Consider the following 23,373-nt stretch of genomic DNA (forward strand, 5'->3'; position numbering starts at 1 on the left):
CGGATAGAAAGATTTAAAGGACAAATAACGTGGACAAAGTGAAGATTGCCCTGCAGTACATGCTGCCTAAACACTTGATCTCAAGGATTGTAGGCAAGTTTGCCGCCGCCGAAGCCGGTTGGTTGACCACAGCCTTCATCAAGTGGTTCATCAAGCAATATGGCATCAATATGCAAGAGGCACTGGAGAGCCAACCCGAGGCCTACCGCACCTTTAACGCCTTCTTTACCCGCGCCCTCAAGCCCGGCCTGCGACCCATCACTCCGGATGCCGACATCATGGTGCAGCCCGTGGACGGTGCCGTCAGCCAACTGGGCCCCATTGAAGATGGCCGCCTGTTCCAGGCCAAGGGCCATCACTATTCGGCGCTGGCCCTGCTGGGTGGCATAGAGGCAGATGCCAAGCGCTTCGCGGAAGGTGACTTTGCCACTATCTATCTAGCGCCAAAGGACTATCATCGCCTGCACATGCCCATCAAGGGCACCCTGTCAAAAATGACCTATGTTCCCGGCGAGCTGTTCTCGGTTAATCCGCTTACCGCCCGCAATGTCCCCGGTCTGTTTGCCCGCAACGAGCGGGTTGTGGCCATCTTTGAAACCGAAAAAGGCCCCCTGGCCATGGTACTTGTGGGTGCGACCATAGTCGCCAGCATTGAAACCGTCTGGGCCGGCACAGTCACGCCACCCACAGGCAAAAAAGTGTTCAGCTGGGATTACCCCACCGAAGGCCCCGAAGCCATCACCCTGGAGAAGGGTGAGGAAATGGGTCGCTTCAAACTCGGCAGCACTGTGGTCATGTTGTTTGCCAAGGATGCCCTCGACGGTTTTGCCGACGGCGTTGAAGCCGGCAGCGTCACCCGCATGGGCGAGCCCTTTGCCAGGATCAAGGATTGATTAAGCCACCTTCGCCAAACGGCGGCCAGGAACGCTCCGGACTGCTGGAGCTGCACCTGGCCGTGTTGCTGTTTGGCGGCACTGCGCTGTTCTCCAAACTCATTCCCTTACCGGCACTGGATATTACCGTGCTGCGCAGCGCCATCGCCGCTGTGGTACTGGCGCTCCTGGTGCGCCTCGGCGGTCAGCGCCTGCAACTTTCGCGCTGGCAGGACTATGGCATAGCCATGGGACTTGGGATCACGGTCAGCCTGCACTGGGTGACCTACTTCGCCTCCATGCAGCTGTCGTCGGTCGCCATCGGCATGATTGCCTTCTTCAGTTATCCTGTGATGACAGTGCTGGTGGAGCCACTGCTGACCGGCACCCGCTTGCGCGCCATGGATCTGGTCTGCGGTCTGGCGGTACTGGTTGGCGTGGCCCTGCTGATCCCCGAAGCCAGCCTGGGGAACAATGTCACCCTGGGTATCGCACTGGGCGTGTTGTCGGCGGCCCTGTTCACCGCCCGCAACCTGATGCACAAACGCTATTTTGCCCAGTACAGCGGCCCCCACGCCATGTTCTACCAAACCCTGGTAGCAGCGCTGTTCCTGGCCCCCTTCATGCAGCAGGGCCCAGGCGCTCTGGACAGCGATGGCTGGCAACTGGTGCTGTTACTTGGGGTCGCCTTCACCGCCCTGCCACATGGCTTGTTCACCTCGGCGCTGCGGCGTCTGAGCGCCAAAACCGTGGGCCTGGTGTCCTGTCTGCAGCCCCTGTACGGCGCCCTGCTGGCACTGTTCATTCTCGGGGAAGGACTCGATGGCAAGACCTTGCTGGGCGGTGCCCTGGTGGTCGCCACTGCGGTATTTGAAACCCAGCAGAGCCACAGATCACGCCGCCAGCAAAAGGACGCTTGAGTCAGGGCAAAATCCCTCCGCTGCGCATATCAATTGCACCATGATTTGGCTAACATGGGCCGCAGATTATCCTGTTCTGTTCGGTTAGCATGCTGCGTATTTTACTCTTTGTTTTTACTCTTCTTCCCCTGGTCGCCGGCGCAAATCCCTCACTGCAGCTGGATAAACGCCTGGGGCTGACAGCCACCACCACGGCGCCCGAACCCATGGATAAACAGGCCACTGAGCTGGCCGCCAGCACCCGGGCTCTGGCGCAGCAGGCCAGTGACTATCAGCAGGCCCTGCTGGGCTTCGATGCCCGCCAACAGGCTCTGCGTGAAGAAATGCTGGCCGCACTCAAGGATTTGCCACTGAGCAAAAGAAAGGCCTTGGCCAGCCAGTCCGAGGCTGCCTATGTACAATTGTCCAACCTCAAGGAGCGCGAAGCCGCACTGACCCAGGAGGTCAATGCCCTGCTGGCCCGCCACAACGCTTTACCGGGCGCCATAGAGAGTGCCAGACAAAATCTGCAGCAACACCAAAAAGCACCTTTGGCCCCGGCTGACACCCCCAGAGGTCAGCTGCAATTGTTGCAGCGTAATTTCTATGAACAGTCCCTGCTGACCCTGGAAAATGAACAGGCCAGCAGTCAGAAGCGTATCGAACTCAGGCAACTGGAACTGCAACTCACCCGCCAGCTACTGGTGCAGCAGGAACAGTTAATAGAGCGTCTCAATCGCGCCGGCAATGAGCAGCGGCAGCAGCAGACGGCTGCGACCCTGGCAGACAGCCGGATTGAATCTGCCGATAAGGGCGATCCCGTCAGCGAACAGCTCAGGCACGACAATGCCCTCTACGGCCAAAAGCTGCAGACCCTGACGCTACAGATAAACAATGTACTGGAGCTGCAGGAAAAAGCCGAAAAGCGTTACCAGCATCAGGCCCAGCAGCTTGGCAGCATTCAAGAGCAACTGACCTGGGTTAAAACCAATGCGGCGTTTGGCGACAGATTCCTGCAGATGCTGCAGTCTCTGCCCAAGGTACCCAATGTCGACCAGCTGCAAAACCAAATTGCCGATCTGCGTCTGGCGCGCTACCAATTGGAGCAACAGCTGGCCATCAATGAAGAGCAACTGGGCAGCAGCGGCCTGTTCAGCAAGGACCAACAAGCTTTATTACAGTCCCAACAAACACTACTGGGGCAATTGCTGGAGAGCCATGACCAGTTGCTTGGGGAATTGGGCAAGCTCAAGGTCAGTTATGACCAACTGACCCAGCAACACCATCAGCTGAAAAGCACTCTCAGCGAGCACCTGTTCTGGGTTCCCAATGCCGCAGCCATCGGCAAACTATGGCTGATAGATGTGCATCGCAGTCTGGTGTGGCTGGTGCAACAGGCCCAGTGGGATCAACTGTCTTTGGCTCTGGATGAGCAGCTGGACTATTGGTACTGGTGGATTCTGGTATTGGTGCTCAGTCTGATATTGCAGGATCTGATCACCCCCCTTTACCACAGGGCCATGGACAGCTGTTTGGTCAGTGTCGGTAACGTTACCCAGGATAATTTCATCTTCACCTTCAAGGCCCTGATTTATACCTTGGGTTTTTCCTTGCTCCGCCCGACCGTCATTATACTCGCGGGCAGTATTTGGCTGCTGTCAGAGCGCAACATGGTACAGGCCGTGGGTATGGGATTACTGGCCATGGGCTGCCTCTACTGGCTGCAACGTTTGGTGGTGTTACTGTGCCAGGACAAGGGCTTGCTGGTTGGCCACTTCAAACGGCCCAAGGTCCTGGTGGAGCAGATTTTGAAACGCTGCAATCTCACCTTGGTCATAGCCCTGCCACTGGTAGGTATTATCGGCATGAGTGAGGTGCTTGAGGTATCTCTGGTGCGCAACAGCCTGGGGCGCGGCGCTTTTATTCTGGTGTGTCTCCTGCTGCTGTGGCTGTACAAGGATGTGCTGGCGCTGCTGCGTCGCCATCAGGAACCCACGCCCGGTGGCAAAAACAGCAAACTGCTGCAGCGCTTGCTGTGGACCCTACTGCTGGTCACCCCGCCGCTGGCGGCCGTGCTCGCCATTCGGGGCTACTACTTCAGTGCCTTCCAAATGTTGCTGCAACTGCAACTGTCGCTGCTGCTGGGGCTGGGGTTCCTGTTGCTGTTCCAATTGATTAAACGTTGGATGCTGATCGAGAGGCGGCGCATCGCCTTTGACCGAGCCAAGGCCAAACGGGCCGAGAAGCTGGCCCAAAGGGAGCGGGGAGAAGCCGTATCCAGCGACGGCATGGACACCTATGAGGAACCCAAGGTGGATCTGGAGACCATCTCCAGCCAGTCACTGGGGCTGGTGCGTTCACTCTTGCTGCTGGCTTTTCTCGCCAGCCTGATAGGCCTGTGGAGCCAAACCCACTCGGCGCTGTTCTCCTTCCTCGATGGCATTACCCTCTGGACCAGCAGCACCAATATCAACGGTCTAGAGCAACCCCTGCCCATTACCCTTAAATCCGTGCTGTTTGGCTCAATCATAGTGGGTTTTTCACTGATGATAGCCACCAACCTGCCGGGCTTGCTGGAGCTGGTGCTGTTGCAGCGGCTGGATCTGACTCCCGGTACCGGCTTTGCCATCACCACTGTCAGCCGCTATCTGGTGGTGCTGATAGGTGGCCTGGTAGGTTTTTCCACCTTCGGCATGGAATGGTCCAAACTGCAATGGTTGGTGGCCGCCCTGTCTGTGGGCTTGGGTTTCGGCCTGCAGGAGATCTTCGCCAACTTTATTTCGGGCCTCATCATCTTGTTTGAGAAACCGGTCCGTATCGGCGATACGGTCACAATTCGCGATCTCACCGGCACCGTCAGCAAGATCCAAATTCGCGCCACCACCATCATCGACTGGGATCGCAAAGAGATCATAGTGCCCAACAAGGCCTTCATTACCGAGCAGCTGGTCAACTGGTCGCTGTCGGACCCCATCACCAGGGTGACAGTCTATGTGTCCGTGGCCAGGGATTCGGATCCTGCCCGGGTTGAAGCCACCCTGTATCAGGCCATCAAGGAATGCCAATACGCCTTGCAAACCCCGGAAGCCGAAGTCTGGTTTGCCGGTTTTGGCAAACACACCCAGGACTATGAGGTGCGTGCTTATGCCAAGGACATGGGTAACCGCTGGCCGCTGCGTCACGACCTGCACAAGCGTATCAGCGCCAAACTCAGGGAAAACCAGCTGGAACTGGCGTACCCACAAATGGAAATCACCATTAACCAGCTTGGTGGCCAGCAGGGCCTGCAGCTGAGCCGATAAGGACCGAATATGCTGATATTTGCGCACAGGGGCGCCAGTGGTTATGCGCCGGAGAACACCCTGGCCGCCATGGAAAAGGCGCTGGAGCTGGGAGCCGAGGCCATAGAGCTGGATATCCATGCGGTGGAGGGCGAACTGATGGTGTTCCACGACCGAAGGCTCGAAGGTAAAAGCGATGGCAAGGGTTTTATCCGCCATAAGACCCTGGCAGAACTCAGCAAAGTCAGGGTCCGGGGAGAAGCAGTGCCCAGCCTGTGGCAGGTGCTGGAGCTTATTCGTGGCCGCTGCCTGGTCAATATTGAACTCAAGGGCCAGGGGACTGTAGCGCCGCTCGTGCCCTTGTACCACAGGGCTATTGCCGAACTGGGCTTCAGCCCTGAGCAGCTGCTGCTGTCGTCCTTCAACCACCCTTATCTGGCGCAGTTGCGGCAACAGCTGCCAAAGGCCAGACTGGCACCACTGCTGGGGTCATTGCCGCTGGATCTGGCCGCCGTGGCCGGCTCTCTTGGTGCCTATTCCATACATCTCGACGTGGACTTTATCAGCCGCGCCATGGTAGATGATGCCCACAGGCGCGGGGTGAAGGTCTATGTCTACACTGTGGATGATGCCGATGAAATCCAAGCCCTCAGGCAACTGGGGGTCGATGGCATCTTCGCCAATTATCCCGACCGCGCCCAAGCGGCGCTGGCAGTTGCCTCAGTGCGTGATTACGGCCACTGGTTTGACTAAATCTGTCTTTGGCGCTGGGCCCAGACGCCGATAAACACAAACAGACCACAAAGCAATGCCAGCAGCCATAAGGGCGGTACCTGCACCAGTTGCCGCGCCAGCCAGGGGCTCAGACCGACGATCAGCAGGCCATAGACGAAGGCGTTGACCAGAATAAACAGCAGGGTGCGAACGAAGAAGGAACGGGCCCCAACCCAGCGGCGCAGGGTGCGGTTGATATCAGGGGCAAATACCAGCATCAGGCAGGCCACTATGGCTGTAGCCACCTGGTTCATCCAGGGGTAAATGGGATAGGCGAGGTCTTTGAGCAGGGTGACAATTGTGTCCATGGTTTGAAAATCGTTATGATAGGAAAATAACAACAAGAATAAGAGCAAGCCCCCATGTCACACAAGCTTCTGTTACTTACCCGGGAAAATGAGCGTTACCGCCAGCTGCTGGCCTCCTGTCACCTGCCGGGACTGCAATTGCTGGACGATGACCCCGCCAATATCCGCCGTGCCGACATCTGGCTGGCCGAGCCCGCCCTGGCCGCCCCCCTGCTCGCCCATGCCGATCAACTGCGTTGGATGCAGTCCACCTTTGCCGGTGTCGATCTCCTGGTCAAGCCCAGACAAAGACGGGATTATTGTCTCACCAATGTGCGCGGCATTTTCGGCCCACTGATGAGTGAGTACCTGTTCGGTTACCTGCTGGCACGCCAGCGGGAGCACGACAAATACCGCAGCCAGCAACAGCAAAAGATCTGGTTGCCGGGCAGCTACCGCACCCTGCAGGGGCAGGAATTGTTGCTGCTGGGCACAGGCTCCATTGCCAAACACCTGGCGGCCACCGCCAAGCACTTCGGCATGAAGGTGACCGGCATCAACCGCAGCGCCAAACCCACCGCCGGTTTTGATCGGGTCGCCACCCTGAACGCCCTGCCGGAATTTATCGCCGGCGCCGATGCCATCGCCAGCATTCTTCCCAGCACCCCGGAAACCCGCGGTGCCCTCAGCGCCCAAATGCTGGCGCTGATGAAGCCCGGCGCCGTGCTGTTTAACCTGGGACGGGGCGATGTGCTCGACCTCGACGCCCTGGCAACGCAGCTGCAAAACCAGCCGGAACAACAGGCGGTGCTGGATGTGTTCAACCAGGAGCCCCTGCCCCAGGATCATCCCATTTGGGACAGGGACAATGTGATCATCACCCCCCATATAGCTGCCCCCAGCTTTCCGGAACAGGTGGCCGAGATCTTCAGCAGCAACTATCACCTGCTGCTCAAGGGTGAGCCTCTCACCCATCAGGTCAATTTCGAGCGGGGCTATTGAGCGCTCAAAGACACGGGCTCGGCGCGGTTTGGCTGCAAAAAATCAGGCAGCGCCATAGCTTACGCGCAGCCGCACCGTTTCCGGCCCGTTTTTACTGCTTTTAACGATAACGACTGCCCATTTTTTGCGCCTTCCTTATAAAAAACCGTTATTACGGATGAGAACCGTTTTCATTTATAATCCTGTCATCTTCAAGCGGGAGCCATTTCATGTACGTTTGCGTGTGTTATGCCATCACAGATACCCAGATTAAGGACGCCGTCAGCAAGGGCGATTGCAGCCTGAGCGATGTTAAAAAGCGTTTGGGGGTTGCCAGCCAATGTGGCAAGTGCGCCAAGATGGCCGCCGAAGTGATCCAAAGGCAACTGGACGTGGAGCCGAATTACTACGAAGTCGCCTGATCCAGAACCCGCACTGAATCAAATAAAAAACGCTGCCTTGGGCAGCGTTTTTTATTGGGCAATTGCATCAGCTATTACAAGCTTGGTGCTTCATCGCCACCCAGCTCTACACTGTCGACCCGCTGCAATCCCCGTGGCAGCTTGGCGCCTCGACGCCCCCGCTCACCGCGGTAGTGTTCGAGATCCGCAGGCTTTAAGGTCAGCTTGCGCTTACCGGCCCACAGGGTCACCGACGAATCCGCCGGCACCAGATGCAGGTGAGTCAGCAGTTCTTCCCTGAGCTTGGCCCGCTCAGATGGAATGCCGATGATCTTGTTACCCTTGCCCTTGGCCAATTGTGGCAGGGCCTCGACACCGAACACCAGCATCCGGCCTTCGTTGGTAATGGCCACAATCGACATATTGGCATCCTTTTCCACTCTTCGTGGTGGCAGGGATTTGGCATTGGCCGGCAGACTCAGCAGCGCCTTACCCGCCTTGTTGCGGGACACCATGTCGGCAAAGGTACAGATAAAGCCATATCCCGCGTCGCTGGCCATCAGGAAGCACTGCTGCTCGTCACCCAGGAGCACATGCTCCATGGTTTCCCCCGGGGCCAGATTGAAGCGGGTGGTAATGGGCTCACCCTGACTTCTGGCCGACGGCAGGGTATGGGTATCGGTAGAGAAGGCACGACCACCGCTGTCGATAAACACCGTCTGCTGGTTGCTGCGCCCCATGGCACTGCACAGGAAGTTGTCTCCGGCCTTATAAGACAGGCCGGCGGCATCTATGTCATGGCCCTTGGCGCAGCGCACCCAGCCCTTCTCGGACAGGACTACGGTCACCGGCTCGGTGGGCGTCAGCTCCTGCTCTGTGAGAGCACGGGACTCCTGGCGCACAACCAGTGGCGAGCGGCGCTCATCACCGTAGGTTTCGGCATCCTGGGTCAGCTCTTTCTTGATCAGGGTTTTCAGGCGGCGCTCGGAACCCAGAATTTGCTCCAGCTTATCGCGCTCGGCTTCCAGTTCGCTTTGCTCGGCCTTGATCTTCATTTCTTCCAGCTTGGCCAGATGGCGCAGCTTGAGTTCCAGTATGGCTTCGGCCTGCTTGTCGCTGAGGTTGAACCTGGCCATCAATTCGGCCTTGGGTTCGTCGTGGAAGCGGATGATCTCAATTACTTCATCAATATTGAGGAAGGCAATCATCAGGGCTTCGAGTATGTGCAATCTGGCCAGCACCTTATCCAGACGGTATTGCAGTCTGCGTCTTACCGTCTCGGTACGGAATACCAGCCACTCGCTGAGCATGGCCTTGAGCCCCTTGACCTGGGGACGGCCGTCCAGTCCCAGCACGTTAAGGTTGATGCGGAAGCTCTTTTCCAGATCCGTGGTGGCAAACAGGTGCGCCATCAGCTGCTCGCTGTCGACCCGGTTGGAGCGTGGCACTATGACCAGGCGCACCGGGTTTTCATGGTCGGACTCGTCGCGCAGATCAGTCACCATGGGCAGCTTCTTGGCCTGCATCTGGGCAGCAATCTGCTCCAGAATTTTGCCGGAGCTGGCCTGGTGGGGTAAGGCAGTGATCACTATCTCACCGTTGTCCAGGCTCCAGACGGCGCGCATTTTCAGGGAGCCGCGGCCACTTTCATAAATGCGGGTCAAATCTTCGGCCGGGGTGATGATTTCGGCTTCGGTGGGATAATCCGGCCCCGGTACCAACTCCATCAGCCGTGACAATTCGGTGTTGGGATTGTCGAGCAATTCAATACAGGCATTGGCCAGCTCGCGGGCATTGTGGGGCGGAATATCGGTCGCCATGCCCACGGCGATACCCGTGATGCCATTGAGCAAAATGTGTGGCAAGCGCGCCGGCAATACCCGCGGTTCTTTCATTGTGCCGTCGAAGTTGACGCCCCAATCCACAGTGCCCTGCCCCAGCTCGCTCAGCAGCACCTCGGAGAAACGCGACAGTCTGGCCTCGGTATAACGCATGGCAGCGAAGGATTTGGGATCGTCCGGCGCCCCCCAGTTGCCCTGACCGTCCACCAGCGGGTAGCGGTAGGAAAAGGGCTGGGCCATCAGCACCATGGCTTCATAACAGGCGCTGTCGCCGTGGGGGTGATACTTACCCAAAACGTCACCCACGGTACGGGCCGACTTCTTGTGTTTGCTCTGGGCCGACAGGCCCAATTCGCTCATGGCGTAGACTATGCGGCGCTGCACCGGCTTAAGACCGTCACCTATGTGTGGCAGCGCCCGGTCCATGATCACGTACATGGAATAATTGAGGTAAGCCTCCTCGGTGAAGCGCCTAAGTGGCATCTGCTCCACGCCATCGAGGCTGAGATCTATAGCGTCACTCATTCTTGTGCTTCCTGTACAGGTTCCGGCTGCACTTCCGGCTCCGCGTCTGACTCGGCATCGCGGTAATAAAGACGGTAAATATTGCCCTTGAGATCGTCCGAGATGTACAGCGAACCGTCAGCGGCCATCACCATGGAATGGGGTCTGGCCACCGGGAATTCACCATCAAGAAAACTCACCAGGGTCTCACGCTTGAGTACCTTGTTCCCCTCCAGTGACAGCACCACTATCTGATAGCCAATCTTGCTGGAGCGGTTCCAGGAGCCGTTTTCGGCAATAAACAGTTGTTGACGATAACTTTCGGGGAATTGCCCGCCGCGATAAAACAACGCCCCCATGGGGGATACGTGGGCCGGCAGTTCAAATACCGGCGGTGTCACCTTGAGGTTTTCCGGCTTTTCATAGGCCGGCTCGAGAATGTCGGTGGCATGGACATAGGGGAAACCGTAATGAGCGCCCTTCTGCTCAACCCGGTTGACCTCGTCCGGAGGCAGGTTATCCCCCATCCAGTCACGGCCGGTATCCACAAACCACAGCTTGCCATCGAGGGGTGACCAATCGAAACCATGGACACTGCGCACGCCGGTCGCAATCTGCTCACTGGCGCCCGAGTCCACATTGACGGCTATGATGGAGCCAAAGGGCGCCTCGGATTCACAGACATTGCAGGGCGCGCCTATGGCTACGTACAAACGGCCGTCGGGACCGAAAGCCATGGCCCGATCGCTCTTGCGGCTCTCGCTCGGCAACCTGTCGTACACTTCTTTGGGGCGACCTGGACGACGCAGGCGCTGTTCTATGTCCACATAGCGCACTATGCGATCTTCCAGCGCCACGTACAGGGAACCGTCATGAAAGGCGATGGCGCTGGGATTTTCCAGCCCCTTGGCTATGGTGTAGCGTTTGTCCACCCGCCCATCCTGATTGCTGTCCACCAGCGCCTGTATGGTGCCGCTCTTGCCGGAACCGACAAACAGGGTACCATCGCTGCCCAGGGCCAACTGCTTGGCATCGCCCACATCCGAGGCGTACAGGGTCAGACCAAAGCCCTTGGTGACGGTTATCATGATCGACTGGGTTGCGGCCTCGGCTGCTCCCATGGCGCCCATTGACAAGGTCAGCAACCAGGCTGCGGGAGATGTCCTGCTCTTGTTACTCATTATCCGTATCTTCATGCCTAATCGTTTTGGTTATCGGCAACGGCTGGCATCACAGCAGTGACGCCAAATCACCCTTGGTTTCCAGCCAGGTTTTGCGATCGCCGGCACGTTTCTTTGCCAGCAGCATGTCCATCATGGCCAGGGTGTCTTCTGTATCGTCTATGGTCAATTGCACCAGGCGACGGGTGTTGGGATCCATGGTGGTTTCCCTCAGCTGCAGCGGGTTCATTTCACCCAGGCCCTTGAAGCGGGTCACCTGCACCTTACCCTTTTTGTTTTCGGCAGCAATCCGATCCAGTATGCCATCTTTTTCCGCCTCATCCAGGGCATAGTATACGTCCTTGCCTATGTCGATGCGGAACAAGGGCGGCATGGCCACATACACATGACCGCGCTCCACCAGCACCCGGTAATGCTTGAGGAACAGGGCACACAGCAGGGTCGCAATATGCAGTCCATCAGAGTCGGCGTCGGCGAGGATACAGATTTTACCGTAACGCAGTTCGGAAATATCCTCACTGTCGGGATCGCAACCTATGGCCACCGAAATATCGTGCACTTCTTGGGAGGCAAGCACCTGAGAGGCATCCACTTCCCAGGTGTTGAGGATCTTGCCCCGCAGCGGCATGATCGCCTGAAACTCGCGGTCCCTGGCCTGCTTGGCACTGCCACCGGCCGAGTCCCCTTCCACCAGAAACAGCTCTGAGCGCATGGGATCCTGACCACTGCAATCGGTCAGCTTGCCGGGCAAGGCCGGTCCCGAGGTGACCTTTTTACGGGCCACCTTTTTGGCAGCCTTGAGCCTTTTCTGAGCGTTGCTGATGCACATCTCCGCCAGAGCTTCGGCCAGGTCCGTGTGGCTGTTGAGCCACAGGGAAAAAGCATCACGCACTATGCCGGAGACAAAGGCTGCGCTTTGGCGACTGGACAGTTTTTCCTTGGTCTGGCCCGCAAATTGGGGATCCTGCATCTTGATCGACAAGATGTAGGCCGATCTGTCCCAGATATCTTCCGGTGACAGCTTGATACCGCGGGGAATGAGATTGCGGAATTCACAGAACTCACGCATGGACTCCAGCAGTCCCTGGCGGAAACCGTTCACATGGGTACCACCCAGCGGCGTCGGGATCAGGTTGACATAGCTTTCATTGAGACACTCGCCGCCCTCCGGCAGCCAGGTAATGGCCCAATCGGCCGCCTCATGATTGCCGCTGAAACTGCCGATAAAGGGCTCTTCCGGCAGCATGGGCACATCGCCCAGAGCACTTTTGAGATAGTCCGGCAGACCCGCCTCATAGAACCATTCCAGCACTTCACCCGTGTGCTTGTTGGTGAACTTGATCCTCAGACCTGGGCAAAGCACGGCCTTGGCCTTGAGCAGATGGGTCAGCTTGGTAATGGAAAAATTGGCCGAGTCAAAATAGCTGGCATCGGGCCAGAAATGCACCCGGGTGCCTGTGTTGCGGCGACCACAGGTGCCGCTGACCCGCAGTTCTTCCACCTTGTCACCATTGGCGAAGGCCATGTCGTACACCTGACCATCACGGCGCACAGTGATCTCCACCCGTTTCGACAGGGCGTTAACCACGGAAATACCCACCCCGTGCAGACCGCCGGAGAATTGATAGTTCTTGTTGGAAAACTTACCGCCCGCGTGCAACTTGGTAAGGATCAGCTCGACCCCGGGAATGCCTTCTTCCGGATGGATATCCACCGGCATACCACGGCCATCGTCAATGACCTCCAGGGAGTTGTCGGTGTGCAAGGTGACATCGATGCGGGTCGCATGTCCCGCCAGGGCTTCGTCCACACTGTTGTCTATGACTTCCTGACCCAGGTGATTTGGACGGGTGGTATCGGTGTACATACCGGGGCGACGCTTAACCGGATCCAATCCGTTAAGCACTTCAATGGCATCAGAGGTGTATTGGTTAGTCATAGCGCAATTGTTATATCGTTATTCAGGCCATGGTGCGGCCCGGCGTGTCGATTTGTCAAGGTAACTGTAAAAACCGGCCTATGGCAGGCAGCTGGGCGCCATAGCCGATAAAACTGTGATCGCCTCCGGGTTGCAGCAGCATCTCACAACAATGGTATTTGGTCAGCGCGTCGCGGTAATCGAGCACCTCGTCGCCGGTTTGCAATAATACAAAAAAACGTTCCGGGTTGGCTATTGCGGGCAAATCAAAGTCCAGCAAAGCATCTTTATGCTCCGGCAGCACCTGGTAATCCTCTCCCGTGTAGGGATTGTGCTGGGGGCCGAGAAACTCATCAAACAAATGATAGGGTGCCACCGCCGGATTGATAAGGACCGCCTTGCCACCGTAACGCTGTACCAGGAAGCTGGCATAAAAGCCACCCAGGGAAGAGCCGATAAAACTCAGGGTTTCTCCCTTGGCCAACGCCTGCTCGCACAGCTCACCAAGCAGCGCCATGGCGGCCCGTGTATCACAGGGCAATTGTGGCTGAACCAGGTTAACTTGCGGATGGCAGCGACGCACATAATCAGCAGTCACCCGCCCTTTTTCCGAGTCGGGAGATGAATTGAAGCCATGAATGTAGAGCAGCATAGGTCCTCACGCTGCGGTCACAGCTTATCAGTAACCGCTGGCACTGTTATCGGGAGCGAAGCTGTCGCCTGCAACCCGCTGAACATGGCTGTGAATGCTACCATCGGCACCAAGCTCCAGCAAACGGAAGCCCGGCTGGCGGCTGTCGAGGGCAAAAAAGGACGATTTGGGTTCAAACTGAATACAGGTTGACGGCGTTGCCATCAGTTGAATAGCACCATGGCGCCCCTGATAGCTGCTGTCGAGCTGCTGATGCACATGACCCCAGAGCACGCCTCTGACATTGGCATAGCGACCAACCCGTTCGAGAAACTCCTCGCCATTGTCCATACAATGTTGATCCAGCCAGGCACTGCCCACCAACACCGGATTGTGGTGCATAACCAAGAGGGTGTGCAGATCGGGATGGGCAGCAATTGCCGCCTCTATTATGGCAAATTGCGCCTCCGCCATGTGTCCACCGGGTTTTCCGCGCACGGTTGAGTCGAGCATCAATATTTGCCAGCCTGCGGCCAAAATACGTTGCTGGCCAAATACCCTGTAGCCCTGCATGTGCAGGTGCATGATACGTGGGTCATCGTGATTGCCGGGCAGGTAATGACAGGGCATATCCAATTGCGCCACGGCTTTAACAAAATTGCGATAGGAGTCGGCAGAAAAATCCTGGCTGATATCGCCGGTAGCCAACATTAGCTGGGCGTGAAAATCAGAGGTTTTGTAGGTATCAAGCACGGCCTGAAGGCTGCTGGCGGTATTAACCCCCAACAGTTCACCTTCATGATCTGCAAACAGATGTGGGTCGGTGATCTGCAAAAGACGCAGACTCTCTCCCTCTGGCAGTTGATAAGAAACGGCCTCTTTCAGCACTTTGAATACCCAAGGTCAGGATTGCACTGCCAGTGCGTGACGGCAGCCAATGGTCAATAAGTCTTCCAGGAACGCATTTACCTGATATTTTTCATCACTCTGGTACATGCAGACGTTCGGGTAATCATACACTGCACTGAGGAGGGAAATCTGTTGTCCAGTTAACACTTCCGCTAATTTAGCATCATGGTAAATCCGAACCAAGAGTTTCGGATCTCTTACCAGTGGTTCCCCGCCCAGAGGACGACTGATTTCCACCAGCTGGGTATAACGGGTATTTTCCTGCAACGTAAGCAATAAATGCCCCTTGGTTCCCTGTGCCCTCAACTTCTGTCCCTCGGGCCAATCTCTGGGCAGCCAACGCAGGATTAAGGCATAGTTGCGCCCGCAAAGCGCCAGAAAGCGATTCACGTCGGGTTGATAACGGGGTTTAGCTCTGTTCAGGATCAATATCTATCACTCACTTGTTCGACGTAATTTCTCATGGTTGAGTTGCAACCACTGCAAGCCTATCAGGGTCGAGGCATTGTCAATTTCGCCCTGGATCACCAAATTGTAGGCTTCTTCACGACCCAGCACATGGACCCGGATGTCTTCATGCTCTTCGGCCAGGCCATGGATACCGCAGGCCTCATCGGCATTGACCTCGGCCCAATAGAAATAGAAACGTTCGCTGGTCCCCCCGGGGCTGGCGAGATAGCTGCCTACCCTGTGAACCGCCCTGGCCTTCAACCCGGCCTCTTCAAGCAATTCCCGCTCGGCGACCTGCTCCGGAGATTCCCCTGCGTCTATCATGCCGGCCACCAGCTCCAGCAACCAGGGGTTATTACTGGTTTCGACTGCCGGAAAACGTATCTGTTCAATCAGCACCAGCTGATCCCTGCGAGGATCATAGGGCAGGACCACCACGGCATGGCCGCGCTCGAACACCTCCCGGGTCACTTCCTGACTCCAGCCACCGGCAAACAACCGATGACGGAAGCGATACTCCTTCAGGGTGAAAAAACCTTTGAAAGCGGTTCTTTCACCAAGCACTTCAACGTCTTCCCGGCCAAAAAAGCGTTTTATCATCTGGAATTTCCCTGGGCTGTTTTGCCACTATTATCAGTCCTTTTGGCCATTAATTTAAAATAAAATCTGTTACACTTCCGGTTTGACTTTAAAACGGTTGATTTTTTAGTATCTGAGCCATTAACTTTTAGCTGTATTGGGAAGCGTCGGGAAGCGCAAACCGCCTGAATACAAAGGCATTCAGTTTAAACCAGTTAATACCCCTCATAAGGGCTATTTGTCTAATAAGGACAGCCAATGAAATTCAAGATCCGTTCTCTGTGCGCGGCTTTGACCCTGGCGGCGTCTGCACAAGCAGTGCAGGCCGACGATCTGTTGCAAATCTATCAACAGGCGCTGACCAGTGATCCTCTGGTGCTGCAAGCCAAGGCTCAACGCGACACCCTTTACGCTCAAATTGAAGAAAACCGTTCACCCCTGCTGCCCACCATCAGCGGCAGCATTGGCTATGCCAAGAACTGGAGCGATCCTGGCCAGGACACCAGTGGTATCTCGGGCGGCGTCAAGCTAACCCAGGTGATCTATGATCACAGCGCCTGGATAGGCCTGAGCCTGGCCGAAAAGGCTGCCTCACAGGCTGACTCGGCCTACGCGTCTGCGCTGCAAAGCCTGATTACCAGGGTAACCAAGGCCTACTTCGATGTGCTGACCGCCAAGGATAGCTACGAGTTCCGCGGTGCAGAAAAGCGTGCCATCGAGCGTCAGTTGGAGCAAACCAAGCAGCGTTTTGCCGTGGGTTTGACCGCCATTACCGACGTGCACGAAGCCCAGGCCCAGTTTGACCTGGCCTCGGCCACCGAAATTCTGGCAGAAAACACCCTGGCCAACAGCTACGAAGCGTTGCGCGAAATCACCGGCATAGATCACAAGTCTATCAACGTGCTCGATACCGACAGGTTCAGCGCTTCTGTCCCCACGCCAAACAATTCTGCCGACTGGCTGAAGATGGCGGAGTCCAGCAGCCTGGATCTGATGGCCCAGCGCATCGGCAAGGACATTGCCCAGGAAACTATCACACTGTACAAGGCCGGCCATATGCCGTCCCTGAGCATGAATGCCGGTTACACCAAGGGCATTGAACAAAAGGCGGGTGATGCAAACGAGCCCGATTTTGACAAGTCCAACGTGGGCCTGACCCTGAGCATTCCAATTTTTGAAGGCTTCAAGGTCAGCTCCAAGGTCGACCAGGCACAGTTCCGTTATGTGGAAGCCAGCGAGAAGCTGGAGCAAACCTATCGCCGGGTAGTCAAGGATGTGCGCAACAACTTTAACAACGTGGCCGCGTCCATCAGCTCGATCCGCGCCTATGAGCAATCAGTGGTCTCTTCCGAGAGCGCCCTGAAAGCCACCCAGGCCGGTTTCGAAGTGGGAACCCGTACCATAGTTGACGTGCTGAACCGTACCCGTGATCTGTACGATTCCAAGCGTAAATTGTCAGAAGCCCGCTACAGCTATATCAGTTCCGTCATGGCGCTAAAGCAAGCCGCTGGCACCCTCACAGAGGATGACGTGATTGCCATTAACAGTGGCCTCAAGAGTCTCTGATAATGTGAAACCAAAAAAGCCGCCCCAAGGGCGGCTTTTTTATTGACCGTGTTTGATCACTGGAAGGTGTACAGCAAATTGAAGGTGGTGGTGGTATCCGTCTGCTCACTGCCAGCCGGCACCACTTCGGTGTAACGGACATTGACGCCGATTTTGAATGCCCAATCCTGGAACAGGATACTTTTCAGCCCCATATCTAGGGTCACTGTGGTGTTCTCCTCCCCTATCTCACCGGTCAAATCGGCACCGAAACTGGTGTATTCGTGCAACCGCTGCTCAAACTTGGCCGCGGTGCGCAAAATCACATCGGATTTGGCTTCGGGATTGGGATCATCGATGCTGTCTATGGGTTGGTTGTAGCGGTAACCGGGACCGATTTCGAGACTCAGCTTGGTCTTGTAACTTTTGATCGCATCAAAACCATAACCGACAGACATGGTGGACTGATGGGTGTAGCTGCCGAATTGATCCCAGCTGAAATCGCCGCGACCAAAGACGTAGCCGGGGGAAATCTTGTAGTTGGACTGCAATTGCAGCTCGTATTTTTCGGCAGTGGTCTTTTCGGAATCGGAAGCAAAGTAGCCTTTTATCACCGCCTCCTGCTTGGCCTTGCGGGTGTCATACACCAACTTGGTGCGACCGTTAAAGCTGGTGGATTCGGTGTTGCCGGTATTGATCTGCAACCCGGCCTCTATCTCCGCCCGAAAGTCGCTCGGAGGATCCTGATAGTCGGGAGGAACCAAGGCAAAGGCTCGAGATGAAAGGAGAAGCGTCCCCAAAACCGTCACTGTTCTTTTCATGGTCATTATTGTGAATTTTACCGCTTGCTGCCGGACAATTGGCTCACAAAGCCAAAACGAGGGCCAATCATAACCTCTGCCGCTATGCAGGCAAAGTTATTGCTTGAGTTTCCGGCCTGCTTTATGTACCATTTCGCGCCTTAATCAGTCACTTTAATTCGTTCCTTGCCTCCAGATTTGATCCGACTGAGTCAATAACGAGGCTACTAACCGTAAGGAGCAATAAATGCGTCATTACGAAATCGTATTTATGGTTCACCCAGATCAGAGTGAACAAGTACCTGGTATGATTGAGCGTTACACCGGTGTTATCACCGAAGCTAACGGCAAAATCCACCGTTTGGAAGACTGGGGTCGTCGTCAACTGGCTTACCCAATCCAAGACCTGCACAAGGCCCACTACGTTCTGATGAACGTTGAAGCCACTGCCGAGTCTGTTGAAGAGCTGGAGACTGCTTTCCGTTTCAACGACGCTGTTCTGCGTAGCATGGTTATGCGTACCAAGGGTGCCATCACCGAAACTTCTCCAATGGCCAAAGCCAAAGATGAGCGCGATGCACGTCGTAGCGCCCATAGCGACAGAGCCGCTGAAGAAGCCGAAGAAAACGCTGAAGAAATCGCTGAGTAAGTTTATTTGTGACCGCCAATCACCTGGTGTTGGCTGGCACCGTTATTCGGGCCAGACGCTTTAACAGCCCAGCAGGGATCCCACACTGTGTGATCCAGTTGGAACACCGGAGCCAACGTTTTGAGGCCGAGTTGCCAAGAAACGTCTACTGCCTGATACAGGTAGTGATGAGCGGCAAGCACTTTGAGTGCATCGCAGACAAGCTGAAAGCAGGTGTGGAGATTCAGGTACAAGGTTTTATCGCGCTTCAACAGAATCGCAATGGCCAAAGCCGCCTGGTACTGCACGCCGAAAATGTCGAATTGAAAACTTAGGAGACTGTCAAAATGGCACGTTATTTCCGTCGTCGCAAGTTCTGCCGTTTCACCGCTGAAGGTGTTGCAGAAATCGATTACAAAGATATTGCTACTCTGAAGAACTACATCACTGAGAGCGGCAAAATCGTTCCAAGCCGTATCACTGGTACCAGTGCAAAATATCAGCGCCAACTGGCTCGTGCTATCAAGCGTGCTCGTTATCTTTCTCTGCTGCCATACACTGATCTGCATCAGTAATTCCAGCATTGAAGCCTATTTAGAGAGGATTTGATAATGAACGTTATTCTGCTTGATAAAATCGCAAACCTGGGCAACCTGGGTGACCAAGTTGCAGTTAAGGCCGGTTACGCTCGTAACTTCCTGCTGCCTCAAGGTAAAGCCGTTGTAGCCAACGAAGAAAACACCAAAGTATTCGAAGCTCGTCGCGCTGAACTGGAAGCCAAACTGGCTGCCGAGCTGACTGCTGCTACCGAGCGTGCCGAGAAGATCGCTGCTCTGGAAGCCGTTGTTATCGCTTCTAAAGCCGGTGACGAAGGCAAGCTGTTCGGTTCTGTAGGCAACCGTGACATCGCTGACGCTGTGACTGCTGCCGGTGTTGAACTGGCCAAGTCCGAAGTTCGTCTGCCACTGGGTGCTCTGCGCACCACTGGTGACTTCGAAGTTGAAGTACAGCTGCACGCTGAAGTTAAGTCTGTTGTTAAAGTAACTGTTGTTGCTGAATAATCAGATTTGACCCAAGAAAAACACCGCCAATCGGCGGTGTTTTTTTTATGTGTTGTTCCACAAACAGACATAAAAAGCCAGGCGCTTTGCCTGGCTTTTCAATGCAAAGTATCAATCGCGAACCAACTGCAGCTCATCCAGCAAGTTCTGGGCATGGTCAACCTTGTCCATCATCCACAGTATGTAACGAATATCCACATGCACGGCGCGGGTAATTTCAGGATTGAAGAACCAGTCCTTGGTAATGGCCTCGTAGGTGGAGTCAAAGTTGAGCCCCACCAACTCGCCACGGCCGTTGAATACCGGTGAACCAGAATTGCCACCCGTGGTGTCGACACTGGAGAGGAAATTCACCGGCACCGAGTTGAAGTCCTCGACCTTTTCAAGGCAGGAAAACAAGCGACACAACCAGCTGCGGGGATCCTGATAAACGGAAGCAACCCTGTGCTGCCCCAGATCGTCGGCCTTAATCGCATCCAGTAATTTCTGCGGCGCCTTGTATGGAGCCACCCCTGTGTGTTTGGCAACTATACCGTCAAGCTTGGTAAAGGGTTGCTTGTACAGAGCGTCGCGGGATTGGTAGCCATCCACCATGCCATAGCTGATCCGCAAGGTGCCATTGGCATCGGGATAAACCGGCCAGCCCTTGGCCTTGTTGTAATCAATGAGCGCCTGCATGTAGGCCGGGCGCGCTATGCTGAGTTTGCCTTCCAGAGTCTTATCGGCTTTTTCCAATGCCATGTTGGTATCGAACAAAGCGACGGCGAGGCGGATAAAAGGATCCTGACTTGCTTCAAACTCCGCCGGCGGCTTACCGATCCAGGCCAAACGCTTATCCTGCGCGCCCAACTCACTGGCAGCATAGAAACCCTCCAGCTCAGCCGCGAGCGCCTCAGGGCCTTTATCCCCAAAGAAGGCATCCAATGCCGCCACTCTATTGCTTTGGGCCAGGTAAGCCTGCAAATCGGCCAGCCACAGCGTCTTATCGACCCGCTTGTCGAAGCTGGCATCCAAACGCGTGAGCTTGGCCGCAAACAGCTTCATGTCTCGTTCCTGGAAGCCCTGCTCCCGCGCTTCATCCGGCTTTTGTTGCTCCTTGGCCAAACGATACAAGGCGATAGCCGCCTGCAGCAGATCGCTGGACTGGGCGTTATCAAAATAGTAGCGGGTCTGGATCTGTTGGACCTGCTCGGCTACCAAGTCCTCCAGGCTGGCGACCAGGGTGTTATCTCCTTGCTGGCTGGCATACCAGGCGCGGAATTCATCTTCCCGCTGCTGCTTGATGGCGGCTATGTCTGTGGCCCTGAAGCCATCCAACAAGCCATTGAGCTTTTTCATGCGGTTGGCCATGCCCGCCTTGGTGCCGGAATACTTTATGGCCAGCGCCTCGTCCTCGGCGCCCATGGCATTGACGGTGTCGATACGGGACTGAAAGCGTTTGGCCTGGGTCGGATAAAGCCAATCGCTGGCAAATTTGAGCTCCGAGGTCAGTCTATATCTGTTAGTGGTACCGGGATAACCGGCCACAAAGACGCCCTCACCGGCTTTAACGCCGCCGGCATTGATCTTAAGGAAACTCTTGGGCTGATAGGGCACATTGTCCTTGGCATAGGACGCCGGCTTGCCGTCTTTGCCCACATAGGCCCGCAGAAAGCTGAAATCGCCACTGTGGCGGGGGAACTCATAGTTATCTATGTCGCCACCGTAGGCGCCGACACTTTCCGGCGGAGCATACACCAGACGCACATCGCGGATAATGAGCTGCTTAATCAGGTAGTATTCCAAACCATTGTGGAAACTGCGCACCGAGCAACGGTAATTGTCATCGGCCTCGCAGGCCTTGATCAGCGCCTTCTGGTTGGCGTCTATCTGCTCATAACGGGTGAGCGGATCGTCACTGAGTTTCGCCGTCACCTCAGCGGTCACATTTGTTACGGCTTCGGTCACATACAGGCGCTCATTGGGGCCGGCCGACGGTTCCTGCTCAAGACTGGCTGCCAGGAAGCCCTGTTCCAGGTAATTGTGCTGGGCATCACTGTTAAATTGGATGGCTCGATAAGCACAATGATGATTTGTTACCGCCAACCCTTGGGGGGATACGAAACTGGCGGTACAATAGCCCAGACCCACCACAGCGTTCATCGGGTATTGGCTTAAGTCTGCCAGCTCCTTGGCTGGGATCTCAATGCCACGGGATTTGAGTTTGTCGGCGATGGACGGCATCTGATATGGTTGCCACTGACCTTCGTCGGCCATGGCGATGCCGGAAGACAGCAACAAGGTTACCGCCAGAGCGTTACGCATGTGCATTCCTTAATGTTCTTATGTCCTTTGTGGATGGAAAACAGGCGGGTTAGGGGCGCCCGTTCGGTGCCCCGGGGTTATATCATATTTTGCAAAGTCGTTGGAAATCGGGAGCATCAATGTCTCAACAAGCCGCATTTAAGTCTAAGTCGCCCACGCGGGACGCCCAGCTGGATGCGATCAAAATGCCACCTCACTCTATCGAGGCCGAACAGTCGGTACTCGGCGGCCTGATGCTGGATTCAGAGGCCTGGGACAAGGTGGCCGAGGCCGTGGTACGGGAAGATTTTTACTCCCGTTCCCACAGGATGATCTTTGGCGCCATGCAAAAGCTGGTGGAAGTCGGCCAGCCTATCGACCTGATCACAGTATCAGAACGACTGGAGCTGAACGACGAACTGGAAGATGCCGGCGGTTTCGCCTACCTGGGTGAAATTGCCAAGAACACCCCCAGTGCCGGCAACATACTCTCCTATGCCGAGATTGTTCGTGAGCGGGCCGTGGTGCGGGAGATGATCCGCGTCGCCCACGAGATTGCCGACGCGGGTTACAACCCGGAAGGCCGGGACTCCAGCGCCCTGCTGGACCTGGCTGAATCCAAGGTTTTCAAGATTGCCGAGCAGCGGGCCAACGCCAACGAGGGCCCGGAAGGCATCAAGACCATTCTCGAAAAAACCGTCGACAAGATTGAGCAGCTGTACAACAACCCACACAACGGTGTGACCGGTGTGTCCAGTGGCTTCTCGGATCTCGATCGCATGACCGCCGGCTTCCAGTCCGGGGATCTCATCATAGTCGCGGCCCGTCCGTCCATGGGTAAGACCACCTTCGCCATGAACCTGTGTGAACAGGCGGCCCTTAACGAAGGTAAACCCGTACTGATCTTCAGTCTCGAGATGCCCTCGGAACAGATCATGATGCGTATGCTGGCCTCACTGGGCCGGGTCGATCAGACCAAGATACGTACCGGTCAGCTGGATGATGACGATTGGGCCCGGGTGTCATCCACCATGGGCATCATGCTCGAACAGGGCAAGATGTATATAGATGACAGTTCGGGTCTGACCCCCACCGAAGTGCGCAGCCGTGCCCGTCGTATCGCCCGGGAATACGGCGGCCTGTCGATGATCATGGTCGACTACCTGCAATTGATGCAGGTGCCGGCCCTGGCCGACAACCGGACCCTGGAAATTGCCGAGATCTCCCGCTCGCTCAAGGCTCTGGCCAAGGAGCTGGAAATTCCGGTTATCGCTCTGTCACAGCTGAACCGTTCGCTGGAACAAAGGGCCGATAAGCGCCCGGTGAACTCGGATCTGCGTGAATCGGGCTCCATTGAGCAGGACGCGGATCTCATCATGTTTATTTACCGCGATGAGGTGTATCACGACGACTCACCGGATAAGGGCACGGCGGAAATCATTATTGGTAAGCAGCGTAACGGTCCTATTGGCCGGGTGCGCCTGACCTTCCAGGGACAATTTTCCCGTTTTGACAATTACGCCGGTCCTCAGTTTGAAGAAGACTGAT

At 55.9% G+C, this 23,373-nt stretch carries 22 protein-coding genes; 12 read left to right on the plus strand and 10 right to left on the minus strand.

Annotation, left to right across the window (positions count from 1 at the left end; genetic code table 11):
* The first annotated feature begins 29 nt into the window (after positions 1-29).
* From asd to JYB85_RS15445, 4 genes are all read left to right on the plus strand, one after another.
* Positions 30-893 (plus strand): archaetidylserine decarboxylase, encoded by an 864-nt coding sequence (gene asd / locus JYB85_RS15430; RefSeq protein WP_207379997.1) that lies wholly within the window; start codon positions 30-32, stop codon positions 891-893.
* Positions 890-1,792, plus strand: a complete 903-nt coding sequence (locus JYB85_RS15435) for a DMT family transporter (RefSeq protein ID WP_228730128.1) — start codon at positions 890-892, stop codon at positions 1,790-1,792. Before asd ends, JYB85_RS15435 begins: the two co-directional genes overlap by 4 nt.
* 89 nt (positions 1,793-1,881) lie before the next feature.
* Positions 1,882-5,073 (plus strand): mechanosensitive ion channel domain-containing protein, encoded by a 3,192-nt coding sequence (locus JYB85_RS15440; protein ID WP_207379998.1) that lies wholly within the window; start codon positions 1,882-1,884, stop codon positions 5,071-5,073.
* Between the two features lie 9 nt (positions 5,074-5,082).
* Complete coding sequence (locus tag JYB85_RS15445; RefSeq protein WP_207379999.1) at positions 5,083-5,805, plus strand: glycerophosphodiester phosphodiesterase; 723 nt, start codon at positions 5,083-5,085, stop codon at positions 5,803-5,805.
* On the opposite strand, the gene JYB85_RS15450 is transcribed toward JYB85_RS15445, so the two are convergent.
* A complete protein-coding gene (locus JYB85_RS15450) occupies positions 5,802-6,134 on the minus strand; it encodes a DUF3392 domain-containing protein (protein WP_207320831.1) in 333 nt (110 codons plus the stop codon). The two genes, JYB85_RS15445 and JYB85_RS15450, sit on opposite strands and share 4 nt — an antisense overlap.
* Before the next feature lie 54 nt (positions 6,135-6,188).
* Between JYB85_RS15450 and JYB85_RS15455 the strand changes: the two genes are divergently transcribed.
* Together JYB85_RS15455 and JYB85_RS15460 are read left to right on the plus strand one after the other, a co-directional pair.
* The gene (locus JYB85_RS15455) at positions 6,189-7,115 is read left to right on the plus strand and encodes a D-2-hydroxyacid dehydrogenase (RefSeq protein ID WP_207380000.1); all 927 of its coding nucleotides are present in this window, start codon (positions 6,189-6,191) and stop codon (positions 7,113-7,115) included.
* A 209-nt stretch (positions 7,116-7,324) separates the two neighbouring features.
* Positions 7,325-7,516, plus strand: coding sequence for a bacterioferritin-associated ferredoxin (locus JYB85_RS15460; RefSeq protein ID WP_207320833.1), 192 nt, complete (start codon positions 7,325-7,327; stop codon positions 7,514-7,516).
* A gap of 74 nt (positions 7,517-7,590) precedes the next feature.
* On the opposite strand, the gene parC is transcribed toward JYB85_RS15460, so the two are convergent.
* The 7 genes from parC to nudF all read right to left on the minus strand — a co-directional run bounded on the left by parC (position 7,591) and on the right by nudF (position 15,529).
* Positions 7,591-9,861: a DNA topoisomerase IV subunit A gene (gene parC, locus JYB85_RS15465; RefSeq protein WP_207380001.1), complete on the minus strand. Its 2,271-nt coding sequence runs from the start codon at positions 9,859-9,861 to the stop codon at positions 7,591-7,593.
* On the minus strand, positions 9,858-10,970 hold the full coding sequence (locus JYB85_RS15470; protein ID WP_228730271.1) for a PQQ-dependent sugar dehydrogenase: 1,113 nt from the start codon (positions 10,968-10,970) through the stop codon (positions 9,858-9,860). The genes parC and JYB85_RS15470 overlap by 4 nt, the downstream gene beginning before the upstream one ends.
* A 100-nt stretch (positions 10,971-11,070) precedes the next feature.
* The gene (gene parE, locus JYB85_RS15475) at positions 11,071-12,960 is read right to left on the minus strand and encodes a DNA topoisomerase IV subunit B (RefSeq protein WP_207380003.1); all 1,890 of its coding nucleotides are present in this window, start codon (positions 12,958-12,960) and stop codon (positions 11,071-11,073) included.
* 55 nt (positions 12,961-13,015) lie between these two features.
* Positions 13,016-13,591: a YqiA/YcfP family alpha/beta fold hydrolase gene (locus JYB85_RS15480; protein ID WP_207380004.1), complete on the minus strand. Its 576-nt coding sequence runs from the start codon at positions 13,589-13,591 to the stop codon at positions 13,016-13,018.
* Between the two features lie 27 nt (positions 13,592-13,618).
* The gene (gene cpdA / locus JYB85_RS15485) at positions 13,619-14,458 is read right to left on the minus strand and encodes a 3',5'-cyclic-AMP phosphodiesterase (RefSeq protein WP_207380005.1); all 840 of its coding nucleotides are present in this window, start codon (positions 14,456-14,458) and stop codon (positions 13,619-13,621) included.
* Between the two features lie 15 nt (positions 14,459-14,473).
* Positions 14,474-14,908, minus strand: a complete 435-nt coding sequence (locus tag JYB85_RS15490) for a DUF1249 domain-containing protein (RefSeq protein ID WP_407695862.1) — start codon at positions 14,906-14,908, stop codon at positions 14,474-14,476.
* A gap of 6 nt (positions 14,909-14,914) precedes the next feature.
* Positions 14,915-15,529 carry an ADP-ribose diphosphatase gene (gene nudF / locus JYB85_RS15495; RefSeq protein WP_207380006.1) on the minus strand — a complete coding sequence of 205 codons (615 nt, stop codon included), beginning with the start codon at positions 15,527-15,529 and terminating at the stop codon, positions 14,915-14,917.
* A 237-nt stretch (positions 15,530-15,766) separates the two neighbouring features.
* Between nudF and tolC the strand changes: the two genes are divergently transcribed.
* On the plus strand, positions 15,767-17,074 hold the full coding sequence (tolC, locus tag JYB85_RS15500; protein WP_207380007.1) for an outer membrane channel protein TolC: 1,308 nt from the start codon (positions 15,767-15,769) through the stop codon (positions 17,072-17,074).
* A 56-nt stretch (positions 17,075-17,130) separates the two neighbouring features.
* On the opposite strand, the gene JYB85_RS15505 is transcribed toward tolC, so the two are convergent.
* Positions 17,131-17,874, minus strand: coding sequence for a DUF481 domain-containing protein (locus JYB85_RS15505; protein WP_207380008.1), 744 nt, complete (start codon positions 17,872-17,874; stop codon positions 17,131-17,133).
* A 226-nt stretch (positions 17,875-18,100) separates the two neighbouring features.
* Here JYB85_RS15505 and rpsF point away from each other — a divergent pair, with 226 nt between their 5' ends.
* The 4 genes from rpsF to rplI are packed head-to-tail and all read left to right on the plus strand — an operon-like array spanning position 18,101 to position 19,542.
* Positions 18,101-18,502, plus strand: coding sequence for a 30S ribosomal protein S6 (gene rpsF, locus JYB85_RS15510; protein ID WP_207320842.1), 402 nt, complete (start codon positions 18,101-18,103; stop codon positions 18,500-18,502).
* Positions 18,503-18,510: 8 nt separating this feature from the next.
* The gene (priB, locus tag JYB85_RS15515) at positions 18,511-18,816 is read left to right on the plus strand and encodes a primosomal replication protein N (RefSeq protein ID WP_207320843.1); all 306 of its coding nucleotides are present in this window, start codon (positions 18,511-18,513) and stop codon (positions 18,814-18,816) included.
* A gap of 12 nt (positions 18,817-18,828) precedes the next feature.
* The gene (gene rpsR, locus JYB85_RS15520) at positions 18,829-19,056 is read left to right on the plus strand and encodes a 30S ribosomal protein S18 (RefSeq protein ID WP_011761169.1); all 228 of its coding nucleotides are present in this window, start codon (positions 18,829-18,831) and stop codon (positions 19,054-19,056) included.
* A gap of 36 nt (positions 19,057-19,092) precedes the next feature.
* Positions 19,093-19,542, plus strand: a complete 450-nt coding sequence (rplI, locus tag JYB85_RS15525) for a 50S ribosomal protein L9 (RefSeq protein WP_207380009.1) — start codon at positions 19,093-19,095, stop codon at positions 19,540-19,542.
* 111 nt (positions 19,543-19,653) lie between these two features.
* Here rplI and JYB85_RS15530 read toward each other — a convergent pair whose 3' ends face one another.
* Complete coding sequence (locus tag JYB85_RS15530) at positions 19,654-21,846, minus strand: S46 family peptidase (protein ID WP_207380010.1); 2,193 nt, start codon at positions 21,844-21,846, stop codon at positions 19,654-19,656.
* A gap of 119 nt (positions 21,847-21,965) precedes the next feature.
* Between JYB85_RS15530 and dnaB the strand changes: the two genes are divergently transcribed.
* Complete coding sequence (gene dnaB / locus JYB85_RS15535; protein ID WP_207380011.1) at positions 21,966-23,372, plus strand: replicative DNA helicase; 1,407 nt, start codon at positions 21,966-21,968, stop codon at positions 23,370-23,372.
* The last annotated feature ends 1 nt before the right edge of the window (position 23,373 follow it).

Source organism: Shewanella sedimentimangrovi, from assembly GCF_017354965.1.
GTDB classification, from domain to species: Bacteria; Pseudomonadota; Gammaproteobacteria; order Enterobacterales; family Shewanellaceae; genus Shewanella; species Shewanella cyperi.

What these genes read in the sequence shown, in the direction of transcription:
- rpsR (WP_011761169.1), top strand. Translation starts at nt 18,829, where the DNA reads ATGGCACGTTATTTCCGTCGTCGCAAGTTCTGCCGTTTCACCGCTGAA.
- rplI (WP_207380009.1), top strand. Translation starts at nt 19,093, where the DNA reads ATGAACGTTATTCTGCTTGATAAAATCGCAAACCTGGGCAACCTGGGT.
- rpsF (WP_207320842.1), top strand. Translation starts at nt 18,101, where the DNA reads ATGCGTCATTACGAAATCGTATTTATGGTTCACCCAGATCAGAGTGAA.
- dnaB (WP_207380011.1), top strand. Translation starts at nt 21,966, where the DNA reads ATGTCTCAACAAGCCGCATTTAAGTCTAAGTCGCCCACGCGGGACGCC.
- JYB85_RS15470 (WP_228730271.1), bottom strand. Translation starts at nt 10,970, where the DNA reads ATGGGCGCCATGGGAGCAGCCGAGGCCGCAACCCAGTCGATCATGATA.
- JYB85_RS15445 (WP_207379999.1), top strand. Translation starts at nt 5,083, where the DNA reads ATGCTGATATTTGCGCACAGGGGCGCCAGTGGTTATGCGCCGGAGAAC.
- JYB85_RS15530 (WP_207380010.1), bottom strand. Translation starts at nt 21,846, where the DNA reads ATGCGTAACGCTCTGGCGGTAACCTTGTTGCTGTCTTCCGGCATCGCC.
- parC (WP_207380001.1), bottom strand. Translation starts at nt 9,861, where the DNA reads ATGAGTGACGCTATAGATCTCAGCCTCGATGGCGTGGAGCAGATGCCA.
- JYB85_RS15455 (WP_207380000.1), top strand. Translation starts at nt 6,189, where the DNA reads ATGTCACACAAGCTTCTGTTACTTACCCGGGAAAATGAGCGTTACCGC.
- JYB85_RS15460 (WP_207320833.1), top strand. Translation starts at nt 7,325, where the DNA reads ATGTACGTTTGCGTGTGTTATGCCATCACAGATACCCAGATTAAGGAC.
- JYB85_RS15505 (WP_207380008.1), bottom strand. Translation starts at nt 17,874, where the DNA reads ATGAAAAGAACAGTGACGGTTTTGGGGACGCTTCTCCTTTCATCTCGA.
- parE (WP_207380003.1), bottom strand. Translation starts at nt 12,960, where the DNA reads ATGACTAACCAATACACCTCTGATGCCATTGAAGTGCTTAACGGATTG.
- JYB85_RS15450 (WP_207320831.1), bottom strand. Translation starts at nt 6,134, where the DNA reads ATGGACACAATTGTCACCCTGCTCAAAGACCTCGCCTATCCCATTTAC.
- tolC (WP_207380007.1), top strand. Translation starts at nt 15,767, where the DNA reads ATGAAATTCAAGATCCGTTCTCTGTGCGCGGCTTTGACCCTGGCGGCG.
- JYB85_RS15440 (WP_207379998.1), top strand. Translation starts at nt 1,882, where the DNA reads ATGCTGCGTATTTTACTCTTTGTTTTTACTCTTCTTCCCCTGGTCGCC.
- JYB85_RS15480 (WP_207380004.1), bottom strand. Translation starts at nt 13,591, where the DNA reads ATGCTGCTCTACATTCATGGCTTCAATTCATCTCCCGACTCGGAAAAA.
- nudF (WP_207380006.1), bottom strand. Translation starts at nt 15,529, where the DNA reads ATGATAAAACGCTTTTTTGGCCGGGAAGACGTTGAAGTGCTTGGTGAA.